Annotated in this window: 19 protein-coding genes; 9 read left to right on the forward strand and 10 right to left on the reverse strand. The window is 68.2% G+C overall.

Translation table 11 applies throughout. From position 1 onward, the window contains the following. Nucleotides 1–42: 42 nt before the first annotated feature. From crcB (ON33_RS21415) to crcB (ON33_RS21425), 3 genes are read right to left on the reverse strand one after another with little or no spacing between them, the layout of a single operon-like run. On the reverse strand, nucleotides 43–405 hold the full coding sequence (crcB, locus tag ON33_RS21415; RefSeq protein WP_040860784.1) for a fluoride efflux transporter CrcB: 363 nt from the start codon (nucleotides 403–405) through the stop codon (nucleotides 43–45). Beyond that, a complete protein-coding gene (locus ON33_RS21420) occupies nucleotides 402–746 on the reverse strand; it encodes a DUF190 domain-containing protein (RefSeq protein ID WP_040860785.1) in 345 nt (114 codons plus the stop codon). Before ON33_RS21420 ends, crcB (ON33_RS21415) begins: the two co-directional genes overlap by 4 nt. Continuing rightward, nucleotides 739–1,164 (reverse strand): fluoride efflux transporter CrcB, encoded by a 426-nt coding sequence (gene crcB / locus ON33_RS21425; RefSeq protein WP_245550645.1) that lies wholly within the window; start codon nucleotides 1,162–1,164, stop codon nucleotides 739–741. Before crcB (ON33_RS21425) ends, ON33_RS21420 begins: the two co-directional genes overlap by 8 nt. A 311-nt stretch (nucleotides 1,165–1,475) precedes the next feature. Here crcB (ON33_RS21425) and ON33_RS21430 point away from each other — a divergent pair, with 311 nt between their 5' ends. Then, entirely contained in the window at nucleotides 1,476–1,685 is a 210-nt protein-coding gene (locus ON33_RS21430; RefSeq protein WP_040860786.1) for a lipase family protein, read from the forward strand. Nucleotides 1,686–1,953: 268 nt separating this feature from the next. Here ON33_RS21430 and ON33_RS21435 read toward each other — a convergent pair whose 3' ends face one another. After that, on the reverse strand, nucleotides 1,954–3,450 hold the full coding sequence (locus tag ON33_RS21435) for an MFS transporter (protein WP_040860787.1): 1,497 nt from the start codon (nucleotides 3,448–3,450) through the stop codon (nucleotides 1,954–1,956). 118 nt (nucleotides 3,451–3,568) lie between these two features. Between ON33_RS21435 and ON33_RS21440 the strand changes: the two genes are divergently transcribed. From ON33_RS21440 to ON33_RS21460, 5 genes are all read left to right on the forward strand, one after another. Beyond that, nucleotides 3,569–4,243, forward strand: coding sequence for a TetR/AcrR family transcriptional regulator (locus ON33_RS21440; protein WP_040860788.1), 675 nt, complete (start codon nucleotides 3,569–3,571; stop codon nucleotides 4,241–4,243). 33 nt (nucleotides 4,244–4,276) lie between these two features. Next, complete coding sequence (locus ON33_RS21445) at nucleotides 4,277–5,575, forward strand: D-arabinono-1,4-lactone oxidase (protein WP_040860789.1); 1,299 nt, start codon at nucleotides 4,277–4,279, stop codon at nucleotides 5,573–5,575. 187 nt (nucleotides 5,576–5,762) lie between these two features. Further along, nucleotides 5,763–6,128 carry a hypothetical protein gene (locus ON33_RS21450; protein WP_040860790.1) on the forward strand — a complete coding sequence of 122 codons (366 nt, stop codon included), beginning with the start codon at nucleotides 5,763–5,765 and terminating at the stop codon, nucleotides 6,126–6,128. A gap of 190 nt (nucleotides 6,129–6,318) precedes the next feature. Continuing rightward, entirely contained in the window at nucleotides 6,319–6,720 is a 402-nt protein-coding gene (mscL, locus tag ON33_RS21455; RefSeq protein ID WP_040860791.1) for a large conductance mechanosensitive channel protein MscL, read from the forward strand. Nucleotides 6,721–6,826: 106 nt separating this feature from the next. Further along, nucleotides 6,827–8,377: an MFS transporter gene (locus tag ON33_RS21460; RefSeq protein ID WP_245550646.1), complete on the forward strand. Its 1,551-nt coding sequence runs from the start codon at nucleotides 6,827–6,829 to the stop codon at nucleotides 8,375–8,377. Nucleotides 8,378–8,767: 390 nt separating this feature from the next. Here ON33_RS21460 and ON33_RS21470 read toward each other — a convergent pair whose 3' ends face one another. Both ON33_RS21470 and ON33_RS21475 read right to left on the reverse strand, forming a co-directional pair. Then, a complete protein-coding gene (locus ON33_RS21470) occupies nucleotides 8,768–9,454 on the reverse strand; it encodes a GAF and ANTAR domain-containing protein (RefSeq protein ID WP_051152594.1) in 687 nt (228 codons plus the stop codon). 117 nt (nucleotides 9,455–9,571) lie between these two features. Next, nucleotides 9,572–10,939, reverse strand: a complete 1,368-nt coding sequence (locus ON33_RS21475) for a YhgE/Pip domain-containing protein (protein WP_083869168.1) — start codon at nucleotides 10,937–10,939, stop codon at nucleotides 9,572–9,574. A gap of 76 nt (nucleotides 10,940–11,015) precedes the next feature. Here ON33_RS21475 and ON33_RS21480 point away from each other — a divergent pair, with 76 nt between their 5' ends. Together ON33_RS21480 and ON33_RS21485 are read left to right on the forward strand one after the other, a co-directional pair. After that, complete coding sequence (locus ON33_RS21480) at nucleotides 11,016–11,636, forward strand: TetR/AcrR family transcriptional regulator (protein WP_051152634.1); 621 nt, start codon at nucleotides 11,016–11,018, stop codon at nucleotides 11,634–11,636. A gap of 77 nt (nucleotides 11,637–11,713) precedes the next feature. Further along, on the forward strand, nucleotides 11,714–12,313 hold the full coding sequence (locus ON33_RS21485; RefSeq protein ID WP_245550647.1) for a TetR/AcrR family transcriptional regulator: 600 nt from the start codon (nucleotides 11,714–11,716) through the stop codon (nucleotides 12,311–12,313). 61 nt (nucleotides 12,314–12,374) lie between these two features. Here the strand turns inward: ON33_RS21485 and ON33_RS21490 are convergent, their stop codons facing one another. Both ON33_RS21490 and ON33_RS21495 read right to left on the reverse strand, forming a co-directional pair. Then, nucleotides 12,375–14,483, reverse strand: coding sequence for a prolyl oligopeptidase family serine peptidase (locus tag ON33_RS21490; RefSeq protein WP_245550648.1), 2,109 nt, complete (start codon nucleotides 14,481–14,483; stop codon nucleotides 12,375–12,377). 22 nt (nucleotides 14,484–14,505) lie between these two features. Continuing rightward, nucleotides 14,506–14,697, reverse strand: a complete 192-nt coding sequence (locus ON33_RS21495; protein WP_040860794.1) for a hypothetical protein — start codon at nucleotides 14,695–14,697, stop codon at nucleotides 14,506–14,508. 89 nt (nucleotides 14,698–14,786) lie between these two features. On the opposite strand from ON33_RS21495, the gene ON33_RS21500 reads away from it, so the two are divergent. Then, nucleotides 14,787–15,962 (forward strand): DUF4132 domain-containing protein, encoded by a 1,176-nt coding sequence (locus tag ON33_RS21500; RefSeq protein ID WP_157184655.1) that lies wholly within the window; start codon nucleotides 14,787–14,789, stop codon nucleotides 15,960–15,962. On the opposite strand, the gene ON33_RS21505 is transcribed toward ON33_RS21500, so the two are convergent. Together ON33_RS21505 and ON33_RS21510 are read right to left on the reverse strand one after the other, a co-directional pair. Next, a complete protein-coding gene (locus tag ON33_RS21505; protein WP_040860796.1) occupies nucleotides 15,938–17,395 on the reverse strand; it encodes an FAD-binding protein in 1,458 nt (485 codons plus the stop codon). The two genes, ON33_RS21500 and ON33_RS21505, sit on opposite strands and share 25 nt — an antisense overlap. After that, nucleotides 17,392–17,892 (reverse strand): VOC family protein, encoded by a 501-nt coding sequence (locus tag ON33_RS21510; protein ID WP_040860797.1) that lies wholly within the window; start codon nucleotides 17,890–17,892, stop codon nucleotides 17,392–17,394. The genes ON33_RS21505 and ON33_RS21510 overlap by 4 nt, the downstream gene beginning before the upstream one ends. Nucleotides 17,893–17,925 lie beyond the last annotated feature (33 nt).

Raw genomic sequence — 17,925 nt, forward strand, 5'->3', positions numbered from 1 at the left:
CACCTCCCTTCCGTATCGCCTGTGCGCGACTGGTCATGAGCATCACGGCCACACCCACTGCCCGAGGAAGGCACCGAGGTACGCCGCGGCCAGACTTGCGCCGACGCCGATCACGACGTTCGCCACCGCATAGCTGTACGCGCCCTCCTCGGCCAATCGAACCGTTTCGTACCCGAACGTACTGAACGTGGTCAGCGCACCGCAGAAACCCGTTCCCACGGCAGCGAGGAGCCAATGATTTGCTCCCGCACCGATCAACGCGCCCAGCACGGCCGAACCGCCCATGTTCACCGCCAGTGTGCCCAGGGGGAGAACACTATCGAATCGATGGGCCAACGCGCGATCCGCCAGATACCGGACGGGCGCTCCGAAGAGCGCGCCGACGATCACCAGCAGCGCCGTCAATGCCGCACCCCGGTGAAGACTTCGACGGGCGAGAGCGCCACGGTGACCGAATCCAGCAGGTCCGCATTGTTTTCCACGAAGGCCCGCAGGCGCGCGGTGTCGTCGATGATCATCACCAGCACCGGCAGCCGCTCGGCGAGATCGAGCAGCCTGGCGGTGTGAATATGGGAGGACACCCCGTAGCCCTCGACGCCGCGCCACACGCTCGCCCCTACCAATCCGGCATCACGGGCACGCTTCACGATCTCGTGATAGCGGGGCCGGTGCCGATACGTGTCGTCCTCGCCCAGCAGCACTGTCAGCCGCGACGCCGGTACCCACTGCCGAACCGCGTCACTCATCGACTCTGTACTCATCGCCTGCCCCCAATCGTCGTGCCGTTACCGATACCCACCGTGTCGCACTCACGCCGAGCACGACCGAAATCAGCCCTGTCATCACCGTTCCCCCGAGGTAGGCGAGCCCTGCGCCGACCCGACCTGATTCGAGCAGTGTACGAACCTCCACGGCGTAGGTGGACATGGTGGTGAAACCGCCGAGGACGCCGACACCGAGGAACGGCCGCAATAGCCGGTGCGCCACCCAGATCTCGGTGATACACACCATCAATACCCCGATGAGGAAACAGCCGAACACGTTGACCGCCAGGGTCTGCCATGGAATCGCGCCCCGGTGCGGCACCCACAGGCTCACGGTGTATCGAGCCTCCGCGCCGATCGCGCCGCCCACCGCGATGACACCGAGCAGGGCGGCGTCCACGCCCGAAACGTTCGCCACCACCCCCTCCTCTCCACGTAGCCGAATAGTTGCTGCTCGGCGTGTTGCTGAGGCCGAACAATAGCCCGGAACTGCGAGGATAGTGCCGCTTGCCCGGTGTTGTCCCATCGGCCTCGAGGAGCCAAGTTGGCGGTCCGCCAATCGATCAGAAAGATGCTGGTCCAAAGCTTCGGAATCGCCGTCGCGCTGCTGGCCGTCATGGCCGCCGCCCCCGCACGGCGCGGCCCGCATGGGCGAGCACATCACCCTCGACGGCATTCGCGCGGTCGAGCGCTTCGCCCCAGCGGGACTGGGTGATTCGCCGGTCGGCCTGGCGGCTGTTCGGCTGGCGCGGTGGCCATCGGTTCGCGGCCGCGCTCGCCCCCGACTACACGCCGGAGCTGCCGATCGTCGGCGTCATTGAAGGCGGCGTACCGGTCAATACGGGCAAAATTGCCATCCCGGCAGGGAATTCGCCGCAGCCACTGTTCGGATTGGGCTTCGCGGTCGCCGAGGGCATGTAGGGCGAATACCACGCCGAGATCCAACTCGACAGCTCGCTCAACCCCTTCGGCTTCTCGGCACCGCCATTTTCCCCGGCTCCCTCACCGCCATGAACCACCCGTCCACCGGTGCGCGGGCCTGACCCCGCCCTCCAACTGCCGCTGACCGCGGTAAGCCGAAAAAGAAGCGGCCCCAATCACTTTCGTGAGCGGGGCCGCTTCCATTCCGGACCTCACCGTCCGGTTCCGGGACGGCCGGCGGGAACCCGCCGGGACAGGAGCGGGAAACTCAGTGCGCCAGAACGGGTTCGCCCTCGGCCGGGACCGGCACCTGGTTCGGCATGATCAAGCCGGTGACCACCGCGCCGACCACGAAGATCGCGGCGGCCCACCAGAAGGTGGTGGTGTAGCTCTTCACCGCGGCCTCCGCCAGCACCGCCGCCGAGGGCGGCACGTGGCTCGAGGCGTAGTTGTCGAATGCCGTCGCGGCCAGCGTGCTCAGCAGCGCGGTGCCGATGGAACCGCCGACCTGCTGGCTGGTGTTCACCATGGCCGAGGCGACACCGGCGTCGGTGTGGTGCACGCCCGAGGTCGCACCGCTGAAGGCGGTGGACATCGCCATACCCAGGCCCAGGCCCATCAGCACCAGGCTCGGCAGGATGTGGCTCGCGTAGCCGGTGTCCACGCCGATGCGGGTCAGCAGCACCATTCCCACTGTGGCGAACAGGAATCCGCTCACCACGGTCACCTTCGGGCCGACCCGGGGGATCAGCAGGGCGGGCACGGTGGTGGAGGCCGCCACCATGCCGGCGACCATGGGCAGGAAGGCCACGCCGGTACGGATCGGCGAGAACCCCAGCTGCTGCTGCATGTAGTAGGTGAGGAACAGGAACATGGCGAACATGCCGATGCCGATGGTGAACACCGTGACGTAGGACGCGCCGCGGGTCTTGTCCAGCACCACGCGCAGCGGCAGCAGCGGATGCGCGACCCGCTGTTCCAGCCACGCGAACACTCCCAGCAGCACCACGCCGCCGATCAGGAAGGACAGGGTCAGGCCGTTGGTCCAGCCGTCGGACTCGGCGTGCGAGAAGCCGTAGACGATGGCGAACAGCGCCGCGGTGACCGCCAGGGTGCCGGGCAGATCCAGCTTGGGCCGCTCGGTGGCGGTGTGCTTGGCCAGCAGCAGGATCGCGCCGACGAGCGCGACGGCCGCGAAGACCAGGTTCACGTACATCACCCAGCGCCACGAGGCCCACTCGGTGAGCGCGCCGCCCAGTAGCAGGCCCAGCGCGCCGCCGGCGCCGGCGATGGCGCCGAAGATGCCGAAAGCCTTTGCACGCTCGGCGGGTTCGGTGAAGGTAACGGTCAGCAGCGACAGTGCGGCGGGCGCCAGCAGCGCCGCGAACACGCCCTGCGCGACGCGAGAGCCGACCAGCACCTCGAAGTTGCCGGCCGCGCCGCCGACGGCCGAGGCGACCGCGAAGCCGACCAGGCCGGTGATGAAGGTGGCGCGCCGGCCGAACAGGTCGGAGAGCCGGCCGCCGAGCAGCAGCAGGCTGCCGAAGGCGAGTGCGTAGCCGGTGATGACCCACTGCCGTTCGCCATTGGAGAAGCCCAGATCGGCCTGCGCGTGCGGCAGCGCGATGTTCACGACGGTCGCGTCCAGCACGACCATCAACTGGGCGACGCCGAGTACGGCGAGCACCCACCAGCGCATGGCGTGCGAGCCGCGGCGCGACTCCGCGGCCGGTGCCGCGACCTCTTTCTCGAGAGCTGTTGTCATGGTGGTTTTCCTCGTCCCCTAGGATTAGTGGAGAAGCCGTCTCCGCTTACCGGTAAAAGCTACCAGCAAAACGGAGATAGTTCCTCCGGATAATCCCGATTGCTGTTAGGATCAGGGTGTGAATCACGTCACCACCGCGCCCCCACCTCGGCGTCTGCGCGCGGACGCCGCCCGCAATCAGCAGCGCATCATCGCGGCCGCCCGCGAGTTGTTCGCCGATCGCGGGCTGGAGGTCACTCTCGACGATGTGGCCGAACACGCCGGCGTCGGCGTCGGCACCGTCTACCGCCGCTTCGCCAACAAACAGGAACTCATCTCCGAGGTCTTCGACCAGATGGTCACCGGTCTCGCTGGAGCCGTGGATGTGGCACTGCACCATCCAGACCCGTGGCAGGGCCTGGTCGATCTGTTCGATTACTCGTGCCGGCACATCGCGCTCAACCGCGGGTTCGGCGAGGTGATCCTCGAACTGCACGACAGCATGGATCGCTTCGTGTGCATGAAGGATCAGATCCGGCCCGGCATGCAGGCAGTCATCCAGCGCGCCAAGGACGCCGGGGCGCTGCAGCCCGACATCGAGGCGGGCGACTTCTTCGCCATGGTCAATATGGTCGACGGCATGGCCGGATTCGCCCGGCCCGTCAATCCCGACGTATGGGAGCGCTATATGGCGCTGATCCTCAATGGCGTGCGCGGCGACGGCGTGCCCCGACTGGCCCTGACGCAGCCGCCGCTGACCGAGGAAGAGGTGGAGCGAGCCAAGGCCGCGGCATATACCCCGCGCAAACGGTAGCGCACATCACACTCGCGGTTTAAAGTTGGTCGCATGACCAACTCTTGGGTGAACTGGGCCGGGGATCAGAGCTGCACCCCGGAAGCCATCACCGAACCGAGCTCGCCCGAGGACGTCGCGGCAGTACTCGCACAGGCCGAAGCGAATGGGCACACCGTCCGGGTCGCCGGATCGGGACATTCCTTCACCGAGACCGTGCTCACCGACGGCACGCTCATGCGCCTGAACAAACTGGACCGGATCCTGAACGTGGACCGCGAATCCGGACTGGTCCGGGTGGAAGCGGGCATCACCCTCAATGCCACCAGCAACGCGCTGCATCCGCTGGGCCTGGCCTTCCCCAACCTCGGCGACATCGACGTGCAGTCCATCGCCGGCGCCACCGCGACCGGCACCCACGGCACCGGATCCAAGCTCCAGAATCTCTCAGCCGCACTGCATTCCGTCGAACTCATGCTCGCCGACGGCAGCCGGGTCGAACTCAACGAACAGACCGACCCCGACGGCTGGCGCGCCGCCCGCGTGAACGTGGGCGCCCTGGGCGTCGTCACTGCCGTGACCCTGCAGATGGTGCCGTCATTCGTGCTCGAGGGCATCGAGCGACCGGTCCCGGTCGAGGATGTGCTGGCCGATCTCGACACCTACGTCGAGGGGAATGAGCACTTCGAGTTCTACATGTTCGCGCACAGCCCGCTGGCCATGACCAAGCGCAACAACCGGGTCGAGCTGCCCGAGCGACCGCGCGGCAAGGCCGTGGACTGGTTCTCCGACATCCTCATGACCAACTACACCTTCGACGCCCTCTGCCGGCTCACCCGCCGCCGCCCGAGCCTGATCCCGATGATCCAGCGCAGCGCGGCCTACGCGGGCAGTTACCGCCGCCAGGTCGAGCGCTCCTACAAGGTCTTCGCCAGCCCCCGGCTGTTCCGCTTCACCGAGATGGAATACGCACTGCCGCGCGAACATTCGGCCGACGCGATCCGCGAGATCAAGGAGGTGGCCAAGCATTTCGACACCCCGATGCCGATAGAGGTGCGCTGGGTCGCCCCCGACGACGCCTTCCTTTCGCCCGCCGGCGGCCGCGAGACCTGCTACATCGCCGTGCACCAGTACCAGGGCATGAACTACGAGCCCTATTTCCGGGCCTGCGAACGCGTCTTCGACCGCTACAACGGCCGCCCGCACTGGGGCAAGCGCCACTTCCAGACCGCCGAGACCCTGGCCGAGCGCTATCCGGACTGGGAGAAGTTCGCCGAGGTCCGCCGTCGTTTCGATCCGAAAGGCCGCTTCACCAACGCCTACATCGAGCGCGTCCTCGGGCCGGTGCACTGAGAAACCGAGGCCGCTGCCCTGACGAACCGACTAGTATCAATTGCTGAAAGATCGCTGCTCTTCCTGGTGTGACTACCACGTAGGAGGTTCCGATGACTTCACTCAGCGACAACGGGAAAGCCGCCGGCCGGGCAGGCAAAGTCGAGTCGATGTCCGACGGTGGATCGAAGTAGGAGACGCCGAGACCATGCCTAAGAATGACGATTCCGACGACAAAGCCGAACGCCTGGCCGACGACCTGCGCACCACCGCCGACGATTTGAGCACCGACCTCGGGGTCACCGCCTCCGACCTGCGTGAGCGGGCCGAATCGGCGGCGGGCCAACTGGCCGAACGGGCCAGCGGAGCCGCGGCCGAACTGGCCGAACGGGCGCAGAGCGCGGCCGCCGATCTCGCCGATATGGCGAAATCCTTCGCCGACAGGATCACTCCCGAGGATCTGCAGAGCACCCTGGAAACGGTGCGGGCCAATCTCGACCACGCCGCACAGGATGTGCTCGCCGCGGTCAACGAGATTGTCACCGCGCTGAAGAACAGGGGCGGCGGAAAGTAGTCCGGCCAACCCCGGTTCCGGGCCGACACGGCCTGGAACCAGGGTTGCCCATTGTGCGCCAGACCCCGACCGACCGTCCGGAGTGATGCGCGTCAAGGGGGATATGCCATGGAGACCCGGCACCCCGACCAGCCCTTAAACTCCCATTCGAAACATAACGAAATCGTCTCGGATTGGATCTGCGCGCATCATGCTCAAGGGCTTCAAAGACTTCCTGATGAGGGGCAACGTCATCGATCTCGCGGTGGCCGTCGTCATGGGTACGGCCTTCACCGCCATCGTGACCTCGGTGACCAAGGGTGTGATCGAACCACTGCTCGCGACTCTCGGCGGCAACAAGGAATACGGTCTGGGCTTCCAGCTGCTGTCCGACAAGCCGTCCACCTTCGTCGCCCTCGGGCCGATCATCAGCGCCGGCATCAACTTTCTGTGCGTGGCCGCGGTCCTCTACTTCGTGCTCATCCTCCCGATGAACACCATCAAGAACCGGCTCAGCAAGCCCACCGCGGTGAAGGCCGACCCAACCGAGCTCGAGCTCCTCACCGAGATCCGCGACCTGCTCGCGAAGCAGAACGCGAACGCCGACAAGTAAGTGATCTCTCCCCGGTCAGCGGCCGGGCCGTGCCGCAGCGCGCGGGTAGGCTTAGCCAGGTTGTTGCCAGCAGCTTGACCTACGCCTAATCGAGGAGGCGGAAACCGTGGGCCGCATCCCACCCCGGGAACAGTCGAACGATCTGGTGGACCGGGTGGTGCCCGCGCCCGCGAGCAGGTGGGCCATGCTCGCCGTGCTGTGCGCGAGCCTGCTGCTGGTGGCGATGGACGCGACGATCCTCAATGTCGCGCTGCCCTCGCTCATCGATCACATGGCACCCAGTCCCATGGAACAGCTCTGGATCGTCGACCTGTACGGGTTGGTGCTGGGCGGCCTGCTGATCACCTGCGGCGCGATCGGCGACCGCTACGGCCGCAAGCGGCTGTTCCTGTCCGGCTTCGTGCTCTTCGGCCTGGCCTCGGTGGTGGCGGCGACCGCGCACGTGCCGGCGCAGCTCATCGCGGGCCGGGCGCTGCTCGGTGTGGGTGGCGCGATGGTGATGCCGTCCACGCTCTCGCTGATCCGCAATATCTTCACCGACGACAAGGAACGAACCCTGGCCATCGGCATCTGGGCGTCGGTGGCCGGTGCGGGCGCGGCCATCGGACCGCTGGTCGGCGGTCACCTGGTCGAGGCGTTCGGGTGGTCGGCCGCCTTCTGGCTGAACGTGCCGGTGGTGATCATCACCGTGGCCGCCGGACTGTGGTTGCTGCCGGAATACAAAGCGCCGCAACACGGCAGCATGGACTGGGCGAGCGCGGCCCTGTCGGTGGTGGGCGTGGTGGCGCTCGCGTGGGGCATCAAGCATGTGGCCAAGGGCAATCCGGCCCCGATCGATCTGGTGATCATGGTGGTCTCGGTCCTGCTGCTGGGACTGTTCGCCTATCGGCAGCTGAAATCGACGGACCCGCTGCTGGATGTGCGGCTGTTCCGCAATCGCGCCTTCACCGCCGCGGCGCTGGCGACGCTGCTGGCCATGCTGGCCATCGGCGCCGCATTGTTCCTGATCTCGTTGTGGCTGCAGTACATTCACGGCTACTCGCCCTCCGAGGCGGGGATGCGCACGCTGCCCGCGGCGCTGGCCACCCTGTTCGGTTCGCTGGCCACGCCGTGGCTCATGCAGCACGTGAGCGTGCGTGTGCTGATGGGTGTCGCGCTGGGCGCGCTGGCCTCGGGTTTCGCGGTGCTGGCGGCGGCGCCGGACACCACGTATCCGATCGTGGCGCTGGTGCTGGTGTGCCTGGGCATCGGTGACGGCATCGCCATCACCACCGCCGCCGCGGTGCTGGTGTCGGCGGTTCCGGCCGAGCGCGCCGGGCAGGCGGGTGCGGTCGAGGAGACCAATTACGAGCTGGGCATCGGCCTGGGAGTGGCGCTACTGGGCAGCATTCACGGCCGCCTGTTCACCAGCCATATGACCGGATTGCCGCTGCAGGGTGACGATCTGGCCGATGCGCGGGGCTCGGTGGGCGGCGCGGCCTACGTCGCCGAGAAGATCGGCGGGCCCACCGGCGACGAGGTGCTGCGCATCGCCCAGCACGCCTACGATGCCGCGCTCACCACCACCTCCTGGATCTCCACCGCCATGGTGGGCACCGTCGCGGTGCTGACCGTGATCCTGGTTCCGCGCGGCTTCAAGGCCACCGCCGCGCACTGACGTCGAGTCGGGCTATAGCGCCGACGTCGTATCGGGTTATGCGAGTGACACTTTGAGCTGCGTCAGCCTCGAGCGGATGCGGGCCTCGACCGCCGGCAACCCGATGCCCGGCCGCGCCGCGACCTCCGGGTAGGCGAGACCGCCGTAGAAGGCGAGCACCACCGACTCGCGCTGGTAGGGGGGTGAACGTGGCCTGACCGCGGCGGATGGCGCGCGCCTCGTGGCGGCGCAGGATCTCCTCGGCCACCCCATCGGTGGCGGGCCGGTAATCGCAGAAACCCCAACGGTGTTCGTGCCCGGCCGCGCTGCATTCGCGCCGCACCCCGGTCCACCGCCTGATGATGCGCCAGGGTGGTGCGCCAGGTCCGGGTTACCACGGAACAGTTGCGCTCATTCGGCCTCGATCCGAATATCGCACTCCACCACCCGGCGGGCCACCTCCACCAGCGAAAGCCCATGGGTGAAGGCGTATCCGCGCAGGCGGGCATAGGCGTCGGCGATCTCGATACCGAGCCGGGCGCTGGTCATCCCGGCCGCCTGGTGGATCCACCGGCTGGACAACGGCTGTGCCCACTGCCGGGCGTCGTCGCCGGTGGCCAGCATCAGGCTGGCGGTGACCAGATCGGCGATGTGCAGCGCCGCCGACAGCAGTCGCGGCCCCGGCCGCCCGATCGAATCCCGGTACAGATCCACCGCGCCGAGCCGGATCGCGCCCAGCCGCAGCGGCACCGCGAACAGTGAACCCGACACGGGCTCCCCCAAGAGGGCCTCGGCGAAACCGGGCCAGTGCTCGCAGTCCGCGCTCAGATCGGTGACGATCACCGGCACCCCGTCGGCCACCGCCGTCACCGCGGGCCCCTCGCCGGCGGTGGCCTGCGCCAGCTCCACCCGCTCGGCGAATTCGTCACTCGCGCACCAGGGCTGCATGCCCGCGTCGCGCTCCTCGAGCACGATGGCGGCGCGCCGTACCGGTAGCACCTGTACACACGCGGTGCACACCGCGCCCAGACCGCCGCCGGCATCTCGCACGGCACGCAGGAACTGTCCTGTCAGCTGATCGAACTGCGATGAAGCCATCACCATCGAACCGCCCCACAATCATCGCCCGGCGATGAGTAATTCGGTGCCCGGCGCCAGTATCACCGTCACAGCTCGACAACGAACAGGGTCGAAAGTCACTGTGACCGAGAGCGGTCAGAGCTGATGTGACACACCGAGCCGGGACAGGCCCCGCAGATCGTAGGTGTGAGTGGCGACCGCGCCCAGCAGCAGACCCAGGCCCAGGCCGAACAGCGTCATCCAGATGCCGGTGCTCAGACCCGCTTCCAGGTGCCCGTCGAAGAACAGGATGGCGCGCACCGACAGGTAGATCTGGTGCATGGGCTCGAAGCTGGACAGCGACGCGATCCAGCGCGGAATCGCCTCCACCGGAATCGAGCCGGAGGACGAGGGCAGGCCCAGCACCACGAAGACGATCATGTTGACCAGCAGGCCCGCGGTGCCGAAGGCGGCCAGCACCGACAGGCCGGTCACCCCCACCGCGATGACGGCCAGGGTGCCGTAGAGGAACAGCGGCAGCGGCTGATCGATCGGCATGCCGAAGATTCGGGCGATGCCCATGAACATGCCCGAGAGCACCGGTGCGGTGATGATCGTGATGGCCCACTTCACCAGCAGGGTATGCCAGCGGCTGATGGACGCCGGTTCCGCCGCACGGAACCAGGGACCGTATTCGGCCGGGGCGTAACCGAGCACGTTGTCGATCATGGAGTGGATGATCATGGCGCCGCTGAAGCCCGCGAACAGCAGTACGAGGGTGTAGAAGAACGCGGACAGGCCCTGGCCGGTGCCCGCGGGCAGCGGGCGGTACGGGCTGACCACGATGTCGATGGGCTTGGCCAGCTGCAGCCGTGCCACACCGGACAATTCGGTGACGGGCGCGCCCGCGCGTGGTGCCAGTTTCGCCTTCACCTGATCGGTGAGCTGCGCACCGACAGTCGTATTGACCTGTGCCATGGCACGATCGGTGATGCGCTGCATGATCGAGGACGCGTAGGTGCCCGCGCGCGGATTCGTCTGCACGGTGATCACCGGGCGCTCCACGTCGCCCGGAACAACCGAGGCCGCCGCCAGAATGGACAGCCGCTTGCTGAAGTCGCTGGGAATGATGATGGCGCCGTAGATCTGGCCGTTGCTCAGCTGCTGGCGGGCGTCGTTGATGCCGGCCAGCCGCAGGTCGATCTTGTCCCGCGGGATCTGCTTGGTCAGCGCGTCGGTGATCTGGTCGCCGACATTGAGGGTCTTGCCGTCCATCACGTCGCCCACGTCCTGATTGACGAGGGCGACCGGGAAGTCGTGCAGATTCTTCTCCGGGTCGGAGGTGTAGCCGAGGTACATGGTGCCGATCAGCGCCGCGAGCAGCGTGAGCACCAGCATCGGGCCGATCCAGCCGCGCAGCGGCACGGTCGGCCGGGACGGGGTCGCCGCCGGGGTCACCGTGGCCTCCGAGCCCGTCGCGGAGGTGGCGTCCGGGCCGGTCGGGGAGGCTTTGTCATTCGCCATGCGACCGAATGTAGGCAGCGACAACAAAGTAGTCAACGCCAACATCCCGGAGTGTGTCCGATATCCTGCTCTCACCATGAGCATCGCCAAGCGCAAGGCCCGCGAGGTGGTGGAGCGCACGCGGTCCTACCACCATGGAGACCTGCGCGCCGAACTTCTTCGCCGCGCCGAGGAGACCCTGCGCGGCGCGGGCGTCGACGGCCTCTCGCTACGGCAGCTCGCTCGCGACACCGGCGTCAGCCACGCCGCGCCGAGCAGGCACTTCCGCGACAAACAGGCCCTCCTGGATGCGCTGACCGTAGCCGGATTCGAGCGGCTGGGAGCCGGATTCGAGAAGGCCGCGGTCACCGGCACCTTCCCGGAACGCCTGCGCGCCATGGCCCACACCTACCTGCGTTTCGCCATCGACAGCCCGGCGCTGCTGGCACTCATGTTCGCGCGCAAGAACAGTCCCACCCCGGCCATCGGCGAGGCCGCCGCCCGCGCCTTCACCGTGCCGATCGAAATGGTCGCCGACGCGCAGGCGAACGGCGAGGTGGTGCCGGGCGACGCGCGGCGCATCTGCCTGTCGGCGGTCGCCGCGCTGCACGGACTGGCCGCCATCCTGGGTTCGGGCCTGGTCGACGCCGAGGAGGCGGACGGCCTGTTCGACGAGATGGTGGCCCACATGATGAACGGTTTGCGTCCGCGTCGCTGAGGCACCCGTAACCTTTCGGACGTGACGATCGAGAAACGACAGTGACGATCGAAGGCAGGCAGTACGGCGGACGCGCCGTGACCGAACGAAAAGCCGAACGCCGGCAGCGATTCCTCGACGCGGCCATCCAGATCTTCGGTGAGCGTGGCTACGCCAACTGTTCGCTGGCCGATGTGTGCGCGGCCGCCGGACTGTCCAAACGCCAGTTCTACGAGGAGTTCCAGACGCGCGAGGACGTGCTGGTCGCCGCGTACGACCAGATCCAGGATCAGGCCGGCGCCGCGCTGGCCACCGCCCTGAGCGCGATGGGACCGGACCCGGACCCGACCGACACGGTAACGCGGGCGCTCTCGGCCTTCCTCGACTCGATCGGCGCCGACCCGCACCGCGCCAAGGTCGCCTTCGTCGAGGTCGTCGGCGTGAGCGAGCGCATGGAGCAGCACCGGCGCGCGCGACGGCACGCCTGGGTCGCGACCCTGTATCAGGCGGTGGAGCCGCTGGCCGGTTCGGGCGCGCATATCCGCGGCACGGGCGAACTCGCGGGCAGCGCCCTGATCGGGGCGATCAACGGCCTGGCCCACGAGTGGCTGCTCTCCGAGCCGCGTCCGCCGGTGAGCGACCTGGTGGAAGTGCTCGTCCCCATGGCGGTTTCGCTCATTGTGCAGGACCCGGAGTAGGCGGCCGCCGCACGCCGAACCTGTCACCGCACGCCGCACGTGTCCGTTCACACGGAACCGGTCACATCAGCTGCCGCATGAAGTAGGTGTACTCCAGCGCGCTGGTGTGCGCCTTCTCGTCATTGTTCGCGCCCGACCCGTGGCCGCCCTGGGTGGCCTCGTAGAACAGGTACGGATCGCCGAACTCGGCTAGTCGGGCGGCGAATTTGCGTGCGTGCTGAGGCCCGACCCGGTCGTCCTTGGTGGTCGTCCAGATCAGTGGCTCGGGATAGCGGACGCCCTTCTTCAGCTGCGCGTACGGCGAAATCGACTCGAGGAAGACACGTTCGTCGGGATCGGACACCGATCCGTACTCCCCCACCCAGGACGCGCCCGCTGCGATCTGCTCGTAGCGGACCATGTCCAGCAGTGGCACCTGGATGTCCACGGCGCTCCACCGCTCCGGATGCTGCGTGAATTCGACACCCATGAGCAGCCCGCCATTGGAGCCGCCCTGGATCCCCAGCCGCCGCGGCGAGGTGATCTTGCGCGCGACGAGATCGTCGGCGACGGCCGCGAAATCGTCGAAGGCCTTCTGCCGGTGCGTCTTCAGTGCCGCGTCGTGCCAGGCGGGCCCGTACTCGCCGCCGCCGCGGATATTCGCGATGACGTACGCCCCGCCGTGCTCGAGCCACGACTTGCCGAGGAGGCCGTTATAGCCGGGCGTGGACGAGGAGGCGAAGCCGCCGTACCCCCACAGGATCGTCGGGGTGCTGCCGTCGTAGGGCAGCGCGGCCGGGTGCACGATGAAGTACGGCACGGTGGTGCCGTCGGGCGAGGTGGCCTTCAGCTGCTCCACGACGAACCCGGATGAATCGAACCGTGCCGGTGCGGCTTTCACCTGATTCAGCCGGCCGGTCGCGGTATCCAGACTCCAGATGGTGGCCGGGGTGAGCATCGAGGTGACCGACAGATACGCCGTCTCCCCCTGGGAGTCGGCGTCCACGCCGGAGACGGTCGCGTTGTCGGGCAGGGCGACGGGTGCGGAGGTCCAGCCGCCGTCGGGCTGCGGGGTGTAGACGGTGGCGCGGCCTTTCACGTCGTAGAGCGAGGTCACCACGATGTGGTCCCGGGTCGTCATGACCCCCTCGAGGGTCTCCTGCGGGCCGGGCGCGTAGACGAGGGTGACCTTCGGCTGATCCGGGTGCGCAGTCAGGTCGTCGGCGTCGAGCGACACCAGCGAACCGGACTCGAAGGTGGTTCCGCCGGTGGTCCAATCCTGTTGCAGCGCAACGAGGACCCGATTGCCGACCATCCCCTCGAGGCCGGACTTCGGCGGCAGGCCCAGCCGCGCGGGCTGCCCGCCGGTGAGCAGGCTGACCTGCGACTCGTAGAACGACGGCCGCCGTTCCACCAGGTTCATCCGCCGCCCGGCCCCGTTGTCCAGCAGCACCGCCGCGGTGGCGAGCCCGTCGCCCTGGTCGCCGCGCGCGACCTCCACCGCCTGGTCGAGCGTCTGCCCGCGCCCCAGGCGCTTCACCACGTAGGGATAGCCCGAGGTGGTCTTCTCCCCCGCCTGCCATTCCCGCGACACCAGCAGCGTGTCGGTGTCCACCCAGGAGGCGTACTGCTTGCCGCGGTCGAGCACGAACCCACCGGCCACGAACGTCCCTGTCCCCAGATCGAATTCGCGCAGCGTGACCGCGTCCTCGCCGCCTTCGGACAGTTCCACCAGGCAGCGCCGGTGGGTGACCGGGTCGCAGGACATGCCCTTCCACACCCAGTTCTTGCCCTCGTCGCGGGCCAGGGCGTCCAGATCCAGCACGGTGCGCCACTGTGGTTGCGGCGATTCGTAATCCGCGACCGTCGTCTCCCGCCAGATGCCGCGCTGATGGTCGGCGTCCTGCCAGAAGTTGCCGATCCTCCCGTCGTGGAACTCGGGGACCGGCAGGCGATCGGCCGCGTTCGCCAGCGCCTTCGCCTGGGCGAAGTTGCCGGCGTAGCGCGGGTCCTGCTCGAGCACGCCGAGGGTCTTGGCGTTCTCGGCCGCCACCCACGTCTGCACACGGGGACTGTCCAGCTCTTCGAGCCACTGATACGGATCGCTCGCCGCACTCGATCCCCCGCACGCGGCCAGCAGCACGGCCGCCAGCCCCACGACCGCGGCCCGGATCCGAATCTTGCTCCCCACCATGAAATCCCCCATCCCATGATCACGAGGCGACCCCGATCGGGGCGTCAGCGAGCCACCCTACCGCCGCCCACCGACAATCCGCCGGTGCCGCCTGCAGCCAATCCGCCAGCACCACCCACAGCCAATCCGCCAGCACCACCCACAGCCAATCCGCCAGCACCACCCACAGCCAATCCGCCAGCACCGCCCGCAGCCGATCCGCCGGTGCCACCCACCGACATCCCGTCAGTGCCGCCCACCGACAATCCGCCAGCACCGCCCGCAGCCAATCTGTCGGTGCCGGGCGGCAAGATCACGGGTATGACCGACGAGGGCCGGCGCTGGGCCGATCCGCACGCCACCGAGGCGCTGCGGAAATTCCTGCGCCGTCATCGCCGCGCCATAGAGACCGTGCTGACGGCCGCCCGGCTGGACGGGCTGCACGAACTGGCCGATACCGCAGCCGAATACGCCGCCGCGCCGGAGCGGGCGGCCACGCCGGAGGGTGCGGCGGTGGTGTTCGCCATCGCCCAGCACGCGGCGATCGCCTATCGGACCGGGGTGCAGCGGGAGCACGAGTTCCTCGATCGGTTCATCGACAGCTGGCTGAACGACCACGGATACGCGTTCACGGCGGCGGTCGCCGAGGCCCGACAGGGTCTGCGGGTCGAGGAGCCGGAGCCGCGCGCGGGCCGGATGACACCGTGGCTGCGTGTGACGACGCCCGGCGAGGAGACCGAGCCCGCCGCACAGGCACTGAGCCTGCGGGTACGTGCCCGGCTCGGGAACGGGACGCCGCCTTCGGATGCGGCCGCCGCACGCACCATCACAGACCCGAAATCGGTGACCACGGACCAGATTCGGCGGCTGGAGGCGGCCATGGTGGACGGCCGCCGCTGGCGAGCGACGGCCCATCGGCGGCTGGTTCTCGACGATCCCGCGCTCGGCCGGCCGGCCCGGTGTCTGGTGTGGGCGAGCTTCGACGGCCGTGGCACGGTGACGGGTACCTTCCGGATCGATGCCGAGGGCATGCTCCGCGCTGCGGACGACGGCCCCATCGACCTGCCCGGTGAGACGCTGGTGGGTGTGGCCCACCCGCTCCACCTCGCGGAATCCCTTGGCGCCTGGCGTAATTCGTTCGACGGCAATCGCCTGCGCCAGCCGTTCGAGCAGCTGGAGCGGCAGACGTATGCTCCGACCCCGGAGGAGGCGGAGTCGAATCGCCTCTCCCGCTTCACCGATCGGCAGATCCACACCGACCGGGTGTTCGGGCTGCAACAGCTGGGCTGGGAATTATCGCGGGAGGCCCTGTCCCGCCGGTTCGGCCCGACGCGGCAGGTCACCGTCACGCTGGACCCCGGACTCGAGGGCGGTTACCGGTACGAGCCCGAGCTACAGCGGATTCTGGCGGTGGAGCTCCGGGGCGGCACGTTCGGGCAGCTGGATACCGTCACCGCCTCGGAGCTGATCCGTCAGTTGACGCGGCTGGCGGCGTGACGCCCGGCTCGGCGGCCGAAGAAGGAGCCCGCGCCGAGCTGAGTGCCGCTCGAATACCCCTTGCCATCCTGGGCCAGGGTCGAGGCGGTCGCGCCCGCCGCGTACAGCCCGGGGATCGGTGATCCGTTGTCCCGCAGCACTTCCGAGTCGGCCGAGGTGCGCAGCCCGCCCAGGGTGAAGCCCGCGTACAGGGCCTTGCCCAGCGTCAGGTCGAAGGCCGCCCACGGCCCGTGATCCTGCGGCTCGAGCCATTCGGCCGCCTTGTGGAAATCGGGATCCTCGCCGCGCGCCGCGTTCTCGTTGTAGCGGTCGAGCGTGGATCGCAGTGCCTCGTAGGGGATTCCGAGCGCGGTCGCCATTTCCTCGACGGTCTCCCAGCCGTCGATGAACGGCGCGAGCGGGAACATGGGCCGTTCCATGTGCTCGGAGTCCACGATCAGGTAGGCCGCCGCGCCGGGCTGATCGAGCACGTAGGCGGAGGTCCGCGCGTGATAGGAATCCTCGGCGACGAAGCGTTCGCCCCTGTGGTTCACCACGATTCCGGTCAGCAGCTTCGCGGGCGGATACACGGGCGCGGTGACGAACGCCTGGTCCATCATGCGGGTCACGCCGCCGGCGGAGACGCCCAGCCGGATGCCCAGCCCGTCGTCGAACGGCGTCCCGAGCACGAAGGGCTTCTCGGTCAGCCACGGCACGTGCTCGGCCACCATGTCGGTGTTCATGACGAAACCGCCCGCGGCCAGCACCACCGACTTCGCCCGCACCACACCGGTTTTCCCGAGGTGCTTCCAGCTCACGCCGACCACACTGCCGTCGGCCTCGGTGATCAGATTGGTCACGCCGGTCTCGTAGCGCACCTCGACGCCGAGGGCGGCGGCCCGCTTCACCAGTAGCTCGATGATCATGGCCGCGCCCTGGGTGTCGCCGGGCACCGGAACCTTGTGGCCGCGCGGCGCGGGCGTCGCCTGATCCCGGTAGGGCCAGACCTTTTCGTTGCCGGTGTACATCAGCCCCTGGGTGCCGGGCTGAATGACCGCCTTCTCGGGGTAGTAGCTGCGCTCGAATTCGAAGCCCAGGCTCTCCAGCCAGTCGAAGTGCTCGACGCTGCCGTCGCAGTAGGCGCGGATCTTGTCCGGTTCGGGGTCGCGCGCCACCGACACCAGGTACTTGTACATCTCGTCGGCGGAATCGTCGTGGCCGGTGGCGCGCTGTACGGCGGTGCCGCCGCCGAGGTAGAAGTGCCCGCCGGCCAGGGCGGTGGTGCCGCCCGCGACGCCGGCCCGCTCGAGGACCAGCACGCGGGCGCCGTGCGCGGCCGCCTCGACCGCCGCGCAGCCGCCCGCGATGCCGAATCCGGCGACGACCACGTCGAACTCATCGGACCAGTCGGTAATCGAGTCCGCGGCGAGGGTTTCCGGGATTTGTGTGCTCACTGCGCATCCTTTTTGATCTGCTCGAAGAACAGCCGCATGTTCGGCCCGATCTCGGCGAGTTCGATGAACGGCACGCCCGATGACGCGCCGTCGAGGTAGGCGAAACGCATCTGCCCGCTCATGTCGCCCTGCTGGACCACCGGAATTCTCCGCGCCGCAGCGTCTTTCAGGGCGGCGTCGAAGTCGTCGGGTTCCAGGCAGACGTGGTGCAGGCCGGGCCCGCCACGTTCGAGGAATTCGGTGTAGATGGAGCGGCCACGCACCGGCTGGATGAGTTCGAGCTGGGTGTCGCCGCTGTAGGACAGCGAGATGTGCGCGGTGAAGTCGGCGGGCTCGCCGCGGTAGACGCAGCTCTCGGGCCCGAAATGGACCTCCGGCATGCGTGTCCAGGCGCCCGCACCCATGGTGGTCTTCAGGAACTGTTCACCGGCTTCGATGTCCTCGACCACCCACGCGATTTGGGTCACCGGGCCCCGGGCCACACTTGTGCTGTCCACCCCGGCAGTTAATCACAATCGCTTAAAAGGGCA

Origin of the sequence: Nocardia niigatensis NBRC 100131 (assembly GCF_000308655.1) — a bacterium.
GTDB classification, from domain to species: Bacteria; Actinomycetota; Actinomycetes; order Mycobacteriales; family Mycobacteriaceae; genus Nocardia; species Nocardia niigatensis.